We start from the raw sequence: 13837 nt of genomic DNA on the forward strand, positions 1-13837 counted from the left end.
AACCGATCGGTTGACGGGCCCCTACGACTCCCCCGCGGATCTTCCTGTGCGGACCCTCGAACATGCAGGTCGTAGGTCCTGCGACCGATTCCGGTCCGGCCAAAACTCGGTGGGCGTTGTCAGTGCCGGTCCGTAGGCTCGCAGCTGATGTCCACGACACGTGCAACCACCAAGGACCGGTCGGCAGTCAGAACCCTGCTGCGTCTGTGGCCGTATGTCCGGCCCGTCCGCGCGCGGCTGTTCACCGCCGCGTCCGTCGCGATCCTCGCGTCCTGTACGGGGCTGGTGATCCCGCTCGTCCTGAAGTGGATGGTGGACGGCCCGATCGCCGACCACGACACGGCGGGCGTGTGGCGCGGGGCCCTGTACCTCCTGCTGCTCGGGTTCGCGGAGGCACTGCTGTTCGGACTGCGGCGCTGGCTGGTGGCGAGACCGCTCTCCCACGTGGAGGCGGAGATGCGGGCGGGCCTGTACCGGCACGTCCAGCGCCTCCCGGTGGCCTTCCACGACCGCTGGGCGTCCGGTCAGCTCCTGTCCCGGGGCACGACGGACCTCATGCTGCTGCGCATGTTCCTCGCCTTCCCGCTGACCTTCCTGCTGGTCAACAGCGTGACCATCCTCGTCGGCGTGATCATCATGCTGCTCCAGGACTGGACCCTCGGCCTGGTGATCCTCGGCCCTGCCATCCCGGTGATGGTCACCTGCGTGATCTTCGAGAAGCGCTACGCCGGCGTGGCACGCCTCGCCCAGGACCAGGTCGGCGACCTCACGACGGTCGTCGAGGAGAGCGTCCTCGGCATCCGGATCATCAAGGGCTTCGGCCGCCACCGGGCGCAGGCGCGGGCGTTCCGGGACCTGACGGGAGAGCTGCGGGGCACCGAGCTCCGCAAGGCCGGCCTCCTGGCCACGATCTGGGGCGTCATCACCACCCTTCCGGAGGTGGCCATCGGAGCGGCACTGGTGCTGGGCTGTGTGCAGGTGGCGAACGGCGAGTTGTCGGCAGGGACCCTGGTGGCCTTCCTGTCGACAGCACTGGCACTCCGCTGGCCCGTGGAGTCGATCGGCTTCCTGCTGGCGATGAGCCAGGAGGCGGCCACGGCGACGGAGCGGTACTTCGAGGCCATCGATGAGGTACCGGAGCAGGAGACCTACGTAAGGGGCGCGGGGAACTGCGCGACCAGCCCCCACCGGCCGACAGCCGAAGACGATGGCCTCAGGTTCCACAACGTCCGCTTCCGCTACCCCGACGCCCCCGAAGACTCCCCACCCGTCCTCGACCTGATCGACCTCCACATCCGGCCGGGCGAGTCGATGGCCCTCGTAGGCGCAACGGGCAGCGGCAAGACAACCCTCACCACCCTCGTCCCCCGCCTCCACGAACTGACATCGGGCCGGATCACCCTGGACGGCGAGGACATCACCGCCATGCCAAGAGAAGAGCTGCGCTCAAGAGTGGCCGTGGCCTTCGAGGAACCCACCCTCTTCTCCACCAGCGTCGGCGACAACGTCCTCATGGGCGCCGACGAAGAGGAGCTCGACCGCGCCCTCTCCGTCGCCCAGGCCGACTTCGCACACGCCCTCCCCCAGGGCACCGACACCCAGGTCGGCGAACAGGGCCTCAGTCTGTCCGGCGGGCAGCGCCAGCGCCTCGCCCTCGCACGAGCCGTGGTCGGCACCCCCCGTTTCCTCGTCCTGGACGACCCCCTGTCCGCCCTGGACGTCCACACGGAGGCCGCGGTGGAGGCGGCCCTGAGGGACGTCCTGGCGGACACCACCGCCCTGATCGTCGCGCACCGCCCCTCCACCGTGCAGCTCGCCGACCGGGTCGCCCTGCTGTCGGACGGCCGCATCACGGCCGTGGGCACCCACCACGAACTCCTGCGCACCAACGCCGAGTACGCCCACCTGATGTCCGGGGAAGACTCCAGGGAAGAGGAGAGCGCCCGATGACGGCCCCCACGACGTCCGCGCCCACCGCCGACGACGAATCCGGCCCGCCCGGGCCGAAGGGCACCGACGACGCCTTCGACCGGGACGTCCTGCCCACTCCTCCGCGTGCCACCTCCCTCCTCCTGCGCTCGCTGCTCACCCCGATGAAGGCGCGGGTCACCGTCACGACCCTTCTGCTGCTGTTCCAGCAGGCGGCCGTCCAGGCGGGCCCGCTGCTGGTTGCGTACGCGATCGACCACGCCGTTCCCGCGTTCCGGGACCACGACAACGGCCCGCTGATCGCGGTGGGCGTCGGCTATCTGCTGTGCGCGCTGGTCTCCGGCGGGCTCCAGTACGCGTTCATCCTGGTTTCCGCCCGCGTCAACCAGGACGTGCTGCTGGACCTGCGCAGCCGGATCTTCCGGCACGCGCAGGCGCTGAGCATCGACTTCCACGAGCGCTACACCTCGGGCCGGCTCATCTCCCGTTCGACGACGGACGTGGAGTCGCTGCGCGAACTGCTCAGCGAGGGCCTTCAGGAGCTCGTCACCGTCATCCTGTCCTTCCTCTACATCTCCGCCCTGCTGCTCTGGCTGGATCTCGGCCTCGGCGCGGTCGCGGTGGCGTCCTTCGTGCCGCTGTACCTGCTCGTGCGGGGCTACCGGCGGCGTGCGGGGCGGGTCTACCGGAAGCGGTCGACCGCCATCGCCGCCGTGATCGTGAAGTTCGTCGAGACGATGAACGGCATCCGGCCGGTGCGGGCGTTCCGCCGCGAGGCGGCCAACGACGCCGACTTCGCCGTACTGAACAAGCGGCACGAGCGGGTCAACGGCGACGCGCTGCTCGAGATGGCCCGTTACGTCGTCGGTTCCCGGCTGGTCGCCAACACGGCCGTCGCGGGGATCGTGCTGTGGGGCGCCTACCGGGTGGCGCAGGGCTCGCTGGAACTGGGGGTGCTGGCGGCGGCGGTGCTGTATCTGCGGCGGCTGTACGACCCGATCGACCGGCTCGGGATGTTCCTGAACTCCTACCAGTCGGCGGCGGCCTCCCTGGAGAAGATCGCGGGCCTGCTGGCCCAGACCCCGACCGTGCCGGAACCCGCGACGCCCCAGCAGCTTCCGGCCCTCGCGTCGGAGCATCCGGGCCGCGAGGTCGTCTTCGACGGAGTCCGGTTCGCCTACCGCACCGGTGGCGAGGTGCTCCCCCGCTTCGACCTGACCCTGCCCGCCGGGCAGACGGTCGCGGTGGTCGGCTCGACCGGCGCCGGGAAGTCGACGCTCGCCAAGCTCCTCGCCCGCTTCTACGACCCCTCGGACGGCCGGGTCCTCCTGGACGGCACGGACCTGCGCGACCTCTCCGTGCCCGAACTGCGGCGCGGGGTGGTCATGGTGACGCAGGAGGCCTTCCTGTTCTCCGGCACGGTCGCCGAGAACATCGCGATCGGCCGCCCGGACGCGAGCCGTGCGGAGATCGAGCAGGCCGCGAAGGCGATCGGCGCGCACGACTTCATCAGCGCCCTGCCCGACGGCTACGACACGGACGTACGCAAGCGGGGTGGCCGCATCTCGGCGGGACAGCGCCAACTCGTGGCGTTCGCAAGGGCGTTGCTCGCCGACCCGGCGGTGCTGATCCTGGACGAGGCGACCAGTTCGCTCGACATCCCGGGCGAACGGGCTGTGCAGCGCGCGATGACGACGGTCCTGAGGGGCCGTACGGCCGTGGTGATCGCGCACCGGCTGTCGACCGTCGAGATCGCCGACCGGGTCCTGGTCATGGAGCACGGCCGGATCGTCGAAGACGGCACACCGGCCGAACTCGTCGCGGGCACGGGCCGGTTCGCGGATCTGCACCGGGCCTGGCGGGACAGCCTGGCGTGAGCGAGGCGTACTGAAGGGTCCACGATCCCGCGCAATGTCGGCTGAGGATGCGCAGTGACTGCATAGATCCGGGGTTCGGTGCGCAATGGTCGCTGCCTGTAGCGAGGACGTATCAGTACCCGAAGTTCCCCTCGCTCACCTGCCGTTGACGGACTTTGCGGAGTCGGCGCCAATTCACCCGGCCGCGTCACCGCCGTACTGGACCGCCCCGCCGCTCCGAAGGGCGCGAGCCTGATCCGGGTGCCGGACAGGGACGGCCTTGTGTGGAGGTATCGCACCACGGATCATGGGGCCGCCGCCACGATGGCAGCACTTGATCACCACCCAACTCACCTGACAACAGAGGAGTTTGCATGCGCTTACGGATGCGCTCGGGGGCTACGGCGATTGCCGCCGCGCTGGCCCTGGGCATGGTGCCCGGGATGAGACCCGGCCTGTCGGTCGCGGCGGAGGCCGCACCGGCAGGAGATACGGCGCAGAGTGGCGGCCGCACCGTCACGCTGATCACCGGGGACACGGTGACGACCGACGGCGCCGGGCGGGTCACCGGGGTCCGGGCGGGGAAGGGACGGGAGGACGTCACGATCTCCGTCCACCGCTACCAGGACCGCAGTTACGTGATCCCCGAGGACGCGATGCGGCCGCTGTCCGAGGGCACCGTGGACCGACGGCTGTTCGACGTGACGGAGCTGCTCGCCTCGGACTACGACGACGCGCATCGGGATTCGACACCGCTCATCGTGACCTACCGCAAGTCCGGTGAGGCATCGGCGAAACGGGAACTCGCCGCCGCCGACGCGGACGCCGGGCGGGACCTGCCGGTGATCAACGGCTCTGCGGTCGAGGCGCCCAGGTCCGGCACCGCGCAGGTGTGGAACGCGCTGACGGACGCCGGTACGGGTGCCAGGGCGGGCGCCACCCGCGTCGCCTCCGGCATCGACAAGATATGGCTGGACGCCGCCCGGACGGCGGCCCTGGACCAGAGCGTGCCGCAGATCGGCGCGCCCGAGGCGTGGGCCTCCGGTTACGACGGCAAGGGTGTCACCATCGCCGTACTGGACACCGGCGTGGACCAGACCCACCCGGATCTGGCCGACCGGGAGATCGTCGAGAAGAACTTCTCCGACTCGCCCGACAACGTGGACCGGGTGGGCCACGGCACCCATGTCGCCTCCATCGCGGCCGGTTCGGGCGCCAAGTCCGGCGGTCGTTACAAGGGTGTCGCCCCCGGGGCGAAGATCCTCGACGGCAAGGTCCTCGGCGACACCGGAGCGGGCTACGAGTCGGGCATCATCGCCGGTATGCAGTGGGCGGTGGACCAGCATGCCAACGTTGTCAACCTCTCCCTGGGCGGCACCGACACCGCGGGCACCGACCCGCTGGAAGCGGCCGTCAACACCCTGTCCGCCCAGTCAGGAACGCTGTTCGTGATCGCCGCCGGCAACACGGGCCCCCTCGCCGGCACCATCGGCTCCCCCGGCAGCGCGGCCGCCGCGCTCACCGTCGGCGCGGTGGACAAGCAGGACCGGATCGCCACCTTCTCCAGCGTGGGCCCCACCCAGGACGGCGCCCTGAAGCCCGACCTCACCGCGCCGGGCCGGTTCATCGTCGCCGCCAAGGCGGCCCAGGGCGTGATAGGCGTCCCCGCAGGCGACGGATACGTCTCCCTCAACGGCACCTCGATGGCCACCCCGCATGTCGCGGGCGCCGCGGCCATCGTGGCCCAGCGGCACCCCGACTGGACCGGGCAGCAGCTCAAGCAGGCCCTCGTCTCCTCAGCGAAACCCACGGCCGGGCTGACCGCGCAGCAGCAGGGCACCGGGCGGGTGGACGTCGCGAAGGCCGTCACACAGACGGTGAGCAGTGAGGCGTCGTCCGTCGGCTTCGGCACACAGCAGTGGCCGCACACCGACGACACTCCGCTGGCCAAGCAGATCACCTACCGCAACACCGGCACCTCGGCGGTCACCCTCGGCCTGTCCGCCCAGGCGACCGACGCCGACGGCAAGCCTGCTCCTCGGGGGCTGTTCACCGTGTCGCCGAAGCGCGTCACCGTGCCCGCGGGCGGCACCGCCTCCGTGGACGTGACCGTGGACACCCGCACCGTACCGACGGGGGGCGCCTACTCGGGCGCCGTGGTCGCCACCGGCGGCGGCCAGAGCGTACGGACCGCCGTGGCGGCCGACGCCGAGGTGGAGTCGTACGACCTGACGATGACCGTTCTCGACGGCAACGGCGACCCGGCGTTCTTCCCGTTCGTCCTCCTCTGGGGCCTGGACAGCCCGACCCTGCAGTGGAACCTGCGGACCACCGACGGCACCGTGCGGTTCCGCGCGCCGAAGGGGGCGTACAACGTCTTCGCCCTTGTCACCACCTGGAGCGGTACGGCCGCGGGGTCGGCGCACCTGGTGCAGCCGCGGCTGTCGGTGACCGCGGACACCCATGTGGTCCTGGACGCCCGTGAGGCCAAGCCGGTGTCGCTCACCCCACCGGATCCTGACGCCACGTCCAACGGCGCCTACGCCGCGTACCTGATGCGCGCGGCCGGGTCGAGTCTCGCCGTGGGCATTCTGACCGGCAGTGACTTCTCGCGGCTCAGGATCGCCCAGTCCGGCGCCCCGGCGACACCCGCCGACCATTTCGAGGCCCAGGTCGGCGCCACCTTCAGCAAGGGCACCGACACCGCGTACGACCTGCTGTACACGCGGTCCGGCTCGTTCTTCGACGGCTTCTCGCACGCGACGAGTACGAGCGAACTCGCGCGCGCGGACATCACTGCGGGCGCTCCCGCGGCGGGCAAGACGGGCGGCGTCGGGGCCGTCTGGTACTCGCCGATCGGCGAGAGCTACAGCGTCGCCGCCGCCGACCTCGCCCTCCCGGGCAGCCAGCGGCACTACGTCACCGTGCCCAAGGGCTACACCTGGGGCTTCGACTTCGTACAGAAGGGCGCGGACGGCGGCCGCGAGACGTTCCAGAGCATCGCGGGCCGGACGTACCGGGCCGGACGGAGCTACTCGGAGACCTTCAACACCGGTGTCTTCGGGCCCAGCCTCGGCGAGGGACCGGGCGGCGGAGGTGTGTCGCGTCTCGGTGACGACCTCGCGATCTGCCTGCCGCAGTTCGCGGACGGCTCCGGCCACCTCGGCGACTCCGTGACCGAGAAGGCCGAGGTCACCCTCACTTCGGGCGGTGTCCCCTACGTGTACAGCACAGCGACCGCCATGACGCCGAAGTACCTGCGCTGCCGGTCCGTCACCACGCTCCCCGCGGCACGGCAGTCCTACCGCCTCACCACGGACTTCTCCCGTCCGGCGGAGCTCTCCGGGCTCAGCAGCCGGGTCAGCGCCTCCTGGACGTTCGTCTCCGGGCGGGTGTCCGGCACGCGTGCAGCCGTACTGCCGCTGTCCTCGGTCCGCTTCGCTCCCGAACTGACGTCCACCGGCACCGCGAAGGCGGGCACCCGTCTGACGGTGCCGCTCGTGGTCGAGGGCTCGGCGGCCACGCGGGGCGTGAAGGCGCTCTCGGTCGAGGTCTCGTACGACGCAGGGACCACCTGGCGGAAGACGGCCGTCCGTTCCTCCGGGAGCACGCGGCAGGTGACTCTGGCCCACCCCGCGGACGCCGGGTCCGTCTCCTTCCGGGCCCGTCTGACGGACAAGGGCGGGAACACGCACACGGTGACGATCATCGACGCGTACCTCCTGACGCACTGACCGCCCGACGCGCCGGCCGAGAGGTGGTGACGTCCGGCGGTGGATGATCGGAGGGTGTCCGGTATCGGCGTGTGACGACCGATGAACCGGACACCCTCCTGACCGTCCGGCGAACGGTCGGTCAACCCCCGGGGATACATCAGGAGCTGAGGCACCACGACGACACACCGCCACGACCGCACATGCCATCCGAAGCGGATCGCGCATCCCTACAGCGACTCCGTGCCCCACGAAATGACTTGAATTCGCCGTCTCCCTGGCGCAAGGCCACTCTTGTGCCGTACCGATCACGAAGATACCTTCGTCGTCGCGCTGGACGGCTGGGGAGTCGAGCGAAGGCCGGGAAAAAGCACACGTTCCACGAAGCGTCCTTCACTCAAAAGGAGAACTTCATGAACCTCAACGCTGATTCTTCGAACGAATTCGACGTCGACGCCCTTCTCGCCCTCGCCGAGGTCGACGAGGCCCTCTCCGTCGAGGCCATCGTCCCGAACCGCATCAACAGCAAGTACGCGCTTCTCCAGGAGTCCGCCAACAGCTGAACAGCCATGGGCTGATCGGCATGTCGTGCTGAAGCACGCTCCGTCCGCGCTCTGATGGCCGGACTCGACTCCCCTATCCAGTAACGGACTCCCACGAGAGCTCATATGCGGAAACCCCGAATACTTCTCGTCAACCCGCCTATCTGGAATGTCTACGCGCCTCACCTCGCGGTCCCGCTGCTGGCCGCGGTGATGCGACGGCACGGATGGCAGGTGTCGTCCCTCGATCTGAGCATCGAACAGACGGACTGGCTGCTCTCCGGCGAGGGGCTGACGGCCCTGCTCCCCAAAGCAGAGCGGCGTCAGGGCGAGATGCGCGACGGCGAACGCCGGGCCCATGAGGAGACTCTGGCTGTGTTCGGCGACACCATCGCCCGCATCGACAGCGCCCGCGCAACACTCAAGTCCCGCTCCGTCCTGACGGATCCGGCCGCCTTCACCGACGCCGCGACGGTCGTACGCAATGGGCTCGGGTGTGTCTCGGCCTCCTTTCCCGGACTCAGTTTCGACCTGCGGGGAAACTTCTCCTGCTTCTCCCACCGACGGTCTGATTCCGTCCTGGACGCGGCCCGGTCGGCGGACCGCAATGTGTACGGCTGGGCTCTGGAAAACCGGCCGATCCCTGAACTCGAGGCATCCGACCTGGCTGTGGTCGGAATCTCCGTGTCCGCCGACACCCAGCTCATCGCGGCCCTCACCGTGGCCCGCCACGTCAAGCGTGCCCGTCCCGACGTCCATGTGGTGATGGGCGGCAACCTGACCACACGCATGGTGAGCCGCTGGCAGGAGGAACACCCGTTCTTCCAGTACGTCGACTCCTTCGTGTCCTACGAGGGAGAAGACGCGCTGCCCGCGCTCTGCGACCGGATCACCGGTGCCGATGACCGCCCGGTGCCGGGACTGCTGGAGCGCGACGGCCGCGGTGGGCTGCTGCGCACTCCGGCGGCCATGGTCGATGTCTCCGACCTGCCGACGCCGGACTTCGACGGCCTGCCGCTCGACCGCTACTTCGCGCCCGGTCCCGTTCTCCCGCTGCAGGCCTCGCGGAGCTGCGCATGGGACTGCGCCTTCTGCTCGATTCCTTTCGCCAGCAACAAGTTCCGCATCCGGCGCCCGGACCAGGTCGTACACGACATGGCCACCCTCGCCGGCAGACACGGCACCGACACCTTCATGTTCGTGGACGAGATCATGACGCTCACATCACTGCGCGGGGTGTCACGAGAACTGATCAACGGCGGGCACGAGCTGTTCTGGTACGGAGAGACGCGGTTCAGCAAGGGGCTCGACGACGAGTTGGCGGGCGCGCTGCGGCGTTCGGGATGCCGACGTCTCGACCTCGGCCTCGAGTCCTACAACCAACGCGTGCTGGATCTCATGCGCAAGGGCACCAAGGTCGCCGACATCGAACCCTCCCTCGACGCTCTCCTGAGCAACAAGGTGCCGGTCCACCTGTTCTGCATGACCGGTTTTCCCGGGGAAACGGAAGAAGAGGCGGTCCGCACCCAGGAGTTCGCGGCACAGGCACTGCGCCGGTCGGCGGACGAGTACGACGTTCCGTACTCCACGGCCGCCAACGGACCGTTCATCCTGGATGTGCTCTCCCCCGTGGGTGAACGCCCCGATCTGTTCGGCGTCGAGCTGATCCCGCCCGGTGCGGGAGAGGACCTGGCCTTCGACCTGGACTACACCGTCGCCGAAGGCCTCACGCAGGAGGACGCGGCCCGTCTCACCTCGAGTGGACCGGGCGCCTCCGCGGGCGCCGCGTTCCACAGGGGCACCTGGATCGGGGACGCGGAGGAGTGGTCGTTCCTCTGGGCGATGGCAGAGGCGGAACTGCCGGCCCGCAGGGGTGCGACTCCTGCCGCTCCTCGACCGGAGCTGCACCCCGGGACACTCGTACGGCTCGCGGACGAGGTGCACGCCCGGACGCCCGGAGCCGGGCAGGACATCCTGCTGCATGTGCCGTCCGGAGACGCCCTGTTGACGGTGCTGCCGGAGTGGCACCCACTGCTCGACGGACAACCGCACACCGTGGCCGACCTGCTGGGGAACGCGCCCGCGGCCAGAACCGCGGCGACCACGCTGATACGGCTCTCGGCCCACCGGGCCCTGGAGGTCACCGCGGCCGGCACCTCCGGGGAGCGCCCACCGCTGTGGTACACCGCCCAGCCGCACGACGTGGTGGAGAGCCGACCCGACGGAAGCTGCCTGTTGACGTCTCCTGAGACCAGCCGTCAGGTCAGGGTCTCCGCCGCGGGCCGGCTCATCTGGCTGCTCACGGCCGACGGTGCGAGCACAGCCGAACTGGCGACCCGGACCCGGCTGCCCGAGCAGCGGCTGGTGCCGCTGCTGAACGAACTGACCGGACACAATGTCCTTGCGTCGGCCTGCTTTCACCCGGCCCTTCTCGGCGGGTCCGTGCCGGCCGGAGCGGCCCGACACTCCGGCTGACGCCCCGTCGCCCTCACCGTCAGACCAACCGACGCCGCACGCCGCGGCCCCGAGCCCAGGAGTTCCAGCCGTGTCCCACCCCCTCCCCGTGGCAGGGTCCGAAACGGACCGCTTCTGGAAGGAATTCGCTTCCCGTCACTGGGAGCAGGAGCCGCTGTCCCTGCCCTCGTCCCCCGTGCAGTTGGGCATCGGCGACGAGGAACTGCTGAGGGCTCTGGTCCTGGCGGCCGGCACGAACAACCGGCCCAGGGGGTCCGGGCTCCCGAAAGTCGTGGTGACGGTGGACGGCCGCACGCAGCCGATCGACACCCAGGTCTTCCTGCCGTCGCCCGAGGACGGTTCTCTGGACGACTACCTGGCTCGTGTGGACCTGCACATGCGTGACCACGAGTGGAGCGTCGCGGTGTCCGGCCTGCACGCGGTCTCGGCACCGCTCTGGGACCGGGCCAAGCAGATGTCCGACGACGTCTTCCGGTTCACCGGAACCCGGGTCGCCGGCCGGGTGGACATGGACACCTTCATCGGCCGGTACACCTCCACCAACGTCGGCGTGCACGTCGACCACGCGGGAAACTTCGGCTTCACCCTGCGCGGCCGCAAGACCCTTCTCACCTGGGCACCGGAGCACTCCGAGCAGGTCCCGCAGCACACCGCCGACTACACGTCGGCCCGCGGTCTGGCCGATGTCCTGGTCGGGGTGCCCGGAGCGCTGACGTACTTCCCCTCGGAGCAGTTGCACGTCGGCGAGTCTCCCGACACGGTCGCGGTCAACGTGAACATCGCCTTCTTCACCAGGAACGATCCGGCCGCCCTCGTCCTCGAAGCCGTCGGCGGCCTGCTGGGCCGGGGAAGCGCGACCCGCGGACCCGGCCCCGACGCGCATGTCGCCGACGGCATCCCGGTCGCGGCCGCCGCGGCCCTCGACGCGCTGGCCGGCCTGTCGGGCGGCGAGATCGAGGACGCCGTCTGGGAGCACCACATGCGTACGGTGACGTCGGGCGGTCTGGGCGTGGGCCGACCGTCCGAGCCCCCTGTGCCCGTGCCCCGGGACGCCCGCATCCGGCTCCGCGGCGATGTCGTCCTGCACCAGCGGGCGCTCGCCGACGGGCGCCGCGCGGTCGCCGTCCAGGGGCACACGTTGAAGGTCGCCGACCATCCTCGCCTGGAAGTCGCCCTCACCGCGCTGGGCTCGGGGGACACACTCGATCTCGGCCAGTGGGAGCAGGGCACGGACAGCGCCGCGGTCCCCCTCCTGCATGCCGTCCTGCTCCGGCTGTCGACCTGGCGGGCGACCCGCGTCGAGAGCAGCGGGTCCGGCGCCGGGACAGTTCTGTGACGTCGGCACGGCTGAGCAGGGGGGCGACCCTGCTGACCGTCGTCGCCCTGCTGATCAGCACGGTCGGTGACGAGGTGGCCCTGGTGGCGCTCGCCCTGCGTGGCGCCGACCGTACGGGACTCACGTCGGTGGTGTCGGCCCAGATGCTCGCCGGACTGCTGCCGGGGATCGTCCTCGGCGGTGTCATCGGGAGGATCGTCGACCGTTTCCGCCTCGACGTCGTCCTCGGCGTGACGCTGGTACTCGAGTGCCTGATCGCGGCGTCCGCCGCCGCGTTCGCCGACGGTGCGGTACTGCTCATCGCCACCATGCTGTTCCTGGGGGCCCTGGGAGCCGTCGCCCAGACGTGTGTGATGGCGCTCGTACCCCGGCTGTTCCCCGCCTCCGACGTTCAGTTGCGGGTCAACGGCGTCATGGAGTCGACCAGGAACGCGGGCTACATCGTCGGCCCGCTGCTGGTGGGCCTGCTGACCGCGCAGGGCGGGACCGGGCTGGCGCTGGCGGTCGACGCGGGCACCTTCGCCTTCGCACTGCTGGCCGTGCCGGTGATCACCCAGTGGCTGGCCGCCCGGGCGGTGCCGCTCCCGCCGACTGTCGACACACCCCCCGCGCCCGCCGAGGGGGCCAAGGGGGGCCTGCGCGTCGGTCTGTCCCTGCTCTGGACGGGACCCCAGCGGCGAGCCGCACTGGCCACGATCACCGTCACCGTCGCGTCGACCTCTGTCGTCAATGTGCTGATGCCCTTCTTCGCGCGCGAGATTCCGGGCGGCGCGGCTTCCTACGGCACCCTGCTGGCCACCTGGAGCGTGGGGCTGGTGGTGGGGCCGTTCGTACTGCGTGGCCGGCTCGGCAAGCAGCCCACCGCCGTGGTCGCCGTCGGTGCGGCCGCGATCATCGGGCTCGGTTATGTGGTGACGGCCGCGTTCCTCGTCCTCCCGGTGATGCTGGCGGCCTGCTTGTGCGGCGGCATGGCCAACTCGGTTCAGAACGTGGCGTTGCGGACGCACGTCATGGCCGACTGTCCGCAGGACGTGCGGGGTCGCGTCGGCGCCGCCTACGGGGCGACACTGCAGAGCTCGGTGGCGGTGGGATTCGCTCTGGCCGGGCTCGCCCCCGCCGGCTGGGCCCGCTGGGGCATCCTGGCCGGGGGTGCCGTCGCCTTTCTCGCGGGCTCCCTGGGCTGGCTCCGGACACGGGCGCTGACCGCCCCCGCACCGGCCGGCGCGAACGAGTCCGTGCCCGCGGTGCGGGTGTCCGAGGAAAGAGCGTCGTGACCCGTCACCCGACCGCCCTCGATCCCGTCGTCCCCCGGTTCTGCGCCCAGACCGGGGCCTCGCTGCCGCTCGCCTGGGAGCTCGCCTGGTCGCCGCAGGACCAGGCGCAGGACACCGTGCTGAGACTCACTCCGCCGCCCGCTCCCCGGCAGGTCGACAGCCTCGTCTGGCCAGGACGGCTGTCCGCCGGCACCGGGCTCCGCCTTCCCCACGGCGTGCGGGTACAGCGGACGCCGGTGCCGTTCGTAGGGGACGGCGGTCCTGTGGCCGCTCTCTTCGGTACGGACCTGCCCGCGTTCGCGGAAGTTCCCGAAGCGGTGGGCGCACTCCTGGCGCACGGCACGTCCGTGGCCGCGGTGCGCGAGCGATGGGGACAGCGCGAGGAAGCCGTGGACCACCTCCTGGTGGGCCTGCTGCGCCTGGGCCTGCTGGACGCCGATCCCGCACCCGTCGCCGGGCCGGAGGGACCGGACCACCAGCTCCTGGTACGGGAGGCGTGGACGGAGGCCGTGGAGCGAGAGCCCGGCGTGCACGTCCTCGCCTCCCTCTCCACCGGCAACTTCCTCAAGGTCGGCAAGGCGGCCCACCATCTGTGGCGGTGCGCCGGGTCCGGGGACGGGATCCCCTTCGCCTCTCTGCCCGCACCACTGCATGCCGCGGCCCGCCAGATGTTGTCCGCGGGGATGCTTCGGGCCGTCAGGGCCGCCTGACC

Annotated in this window: 8 protein-coding genes; all 8 read left to right on the top strand. The window is 70.6% G+C overall.

All coding sequences use genetic code 11. The features are described from left to right. The first annotated feature begins 147 nt into the window (after positions 1-147). The 8 genes from ACFYRX_RS38845 to ACFYRX_RS38880 all read left to right on the top strand — a co-directional run bounded on the left by ACFYRX_RS38845 (position 148) and on the right by ACFYRX_RS38880 (position 13835). Positions 148-1950 carry an ABC transporter ATP-binding protein gene (locus ACFYRX_RS38845; protein ID WP_389110717.1) on the top strand — a complete coding sequence of 601 codons (1803 nt, stop codon included), beginning with the start codon at positions 148-150 and terminating at the stop codon, positions 1948-1950. After that, positions 1947-3806, top strand: coding sequence for an ABC transporter ATP-binding protein (locus ACFYRX_RS38850; protein WP_389110721.1), 1860 nt, complete (start codon positions 1947-1949; stop codon positions 3804-3806). The genes ACFYRX_RS38845 and ACFYRX_RS38850 overlap by 4 nt, the downstream gene beginning before the upstream one ends. Positions 3807-4159: 353 nt before the next feature. Further along, positions 4160-7519 carry a S8 family serine peptidase gene (locus ACFYRX_RS38855; RefSeq protein ID WP_389110724.1) on the top strand — a complete coding sequence of 1120 codons (3360 nt, stop codon included), beginning with the start codon at positions 4160-4162 and terminating at the stop codon, positions 7517-7519. A 392-nt stretch (positions 7520-7911) separates the two neighbouring features. Then, positions 7912-8061, top strand: coding sequence for a hypothetical protein (locus tag ACFYRX_RS38860; protein ID WP_389110726.1), 150 nt, complete (start codon positions 7912-7914; stop codon positions 8059-8061). A 105-nt stretch (positions 8062-8166) separates the two neighbouring features. Further along, positions 8167-10515, top strand: coding sequence for a B12-binding domain-containing radical SAM protein (locus ACFYRX_RS38865; RefSeq protein WP_389110729.1), 2349 nt, complete (start codon positions 8167-8169; stop codon positions 10513-10515). Positions 10516-10603: 88 nt separating this feature from the next. Continuing rightward, positions 10604-11851, top strand: coding sequence for a hypothetical protein (locus ACFYRX_RS38870; protein ID WP_389110732.1), 1248 nt, complete (start codon positions 10604-10606; stop codon positions 11849-11851). Continuing rightward, positions 11848-13125, top strand: coding sequence for an MFS transporter (locus ACFYRX_RS38875; RefSeq protein ID WP_389110735.1), 1278 nt, complete (start codon positions 11848-11850; stop codon positions 13123-13125). Before ACFYRX_RS38870 ends, ACFYRX_RS38875 begins: the two co-directional genes overlap by 4 nt. Then, on the top strand, positions 13122-13835 hold the full coding sequence (locus ACFYRX_RS38880; RefSeq protein WP_389110738.1) for a hypothetical protein: 714 nt from the start codon (positions 13122-13124) through the stop codon (positions 13833-13835). The genes ACFYRX_RS38875 and ACFYRX_RS38880 overlap by 4 nt, the downstream gene beginning before the upstream one ends. The last annotated feature ends 2 nt before the right edge of the window (positions 13836-13837 follow it).

Source organism: Streptomyces sp. NPDC005374 (genome assembly GCF_042872225.1).
GTDB lineage: Bacteria > Actinomycetota > Actinomycetes > Streptomycetales > Streptomycetaceae > Streptomyces.

Coding starts and splice junctions, on each gene's coding strand:
- ACFYRX_RS38845 (WP_389110717.1), top strand. CDS start 148: ATGTCCACGACACGTGCAACCACCAAGGACCGGTCGGCAGTCAGAACC.
- ACFYRX_RS38850 (WP_389110721.1), top strand. CDS start 1,947: ATGACGGCCCCCACGACGTCCGCGCCCACCGCCGACGACGAATCCGGC.
- ACFYRX_RS38855 (WP_389110724.1), top strand. CDS start 4,160: ATGCGCTTACGGATGCGCTCGGGGGCTACGGCGATTGCCGCCGCGCTG.
- ACFYRX_RS38860 (WP_389110726.1), top strand. CDS start 7,912: ATGAACCTCAACGCTGATTCTTCGAACGAATTCGACGTCGACGCCCTT.
- ACFYRX_RS38865 (WP_389110729.1), top strand. CDS start 8,167: ATGCGGAAACCCCGAATACTTCTCGTCAACCCGCCTATCTGGAATGTC.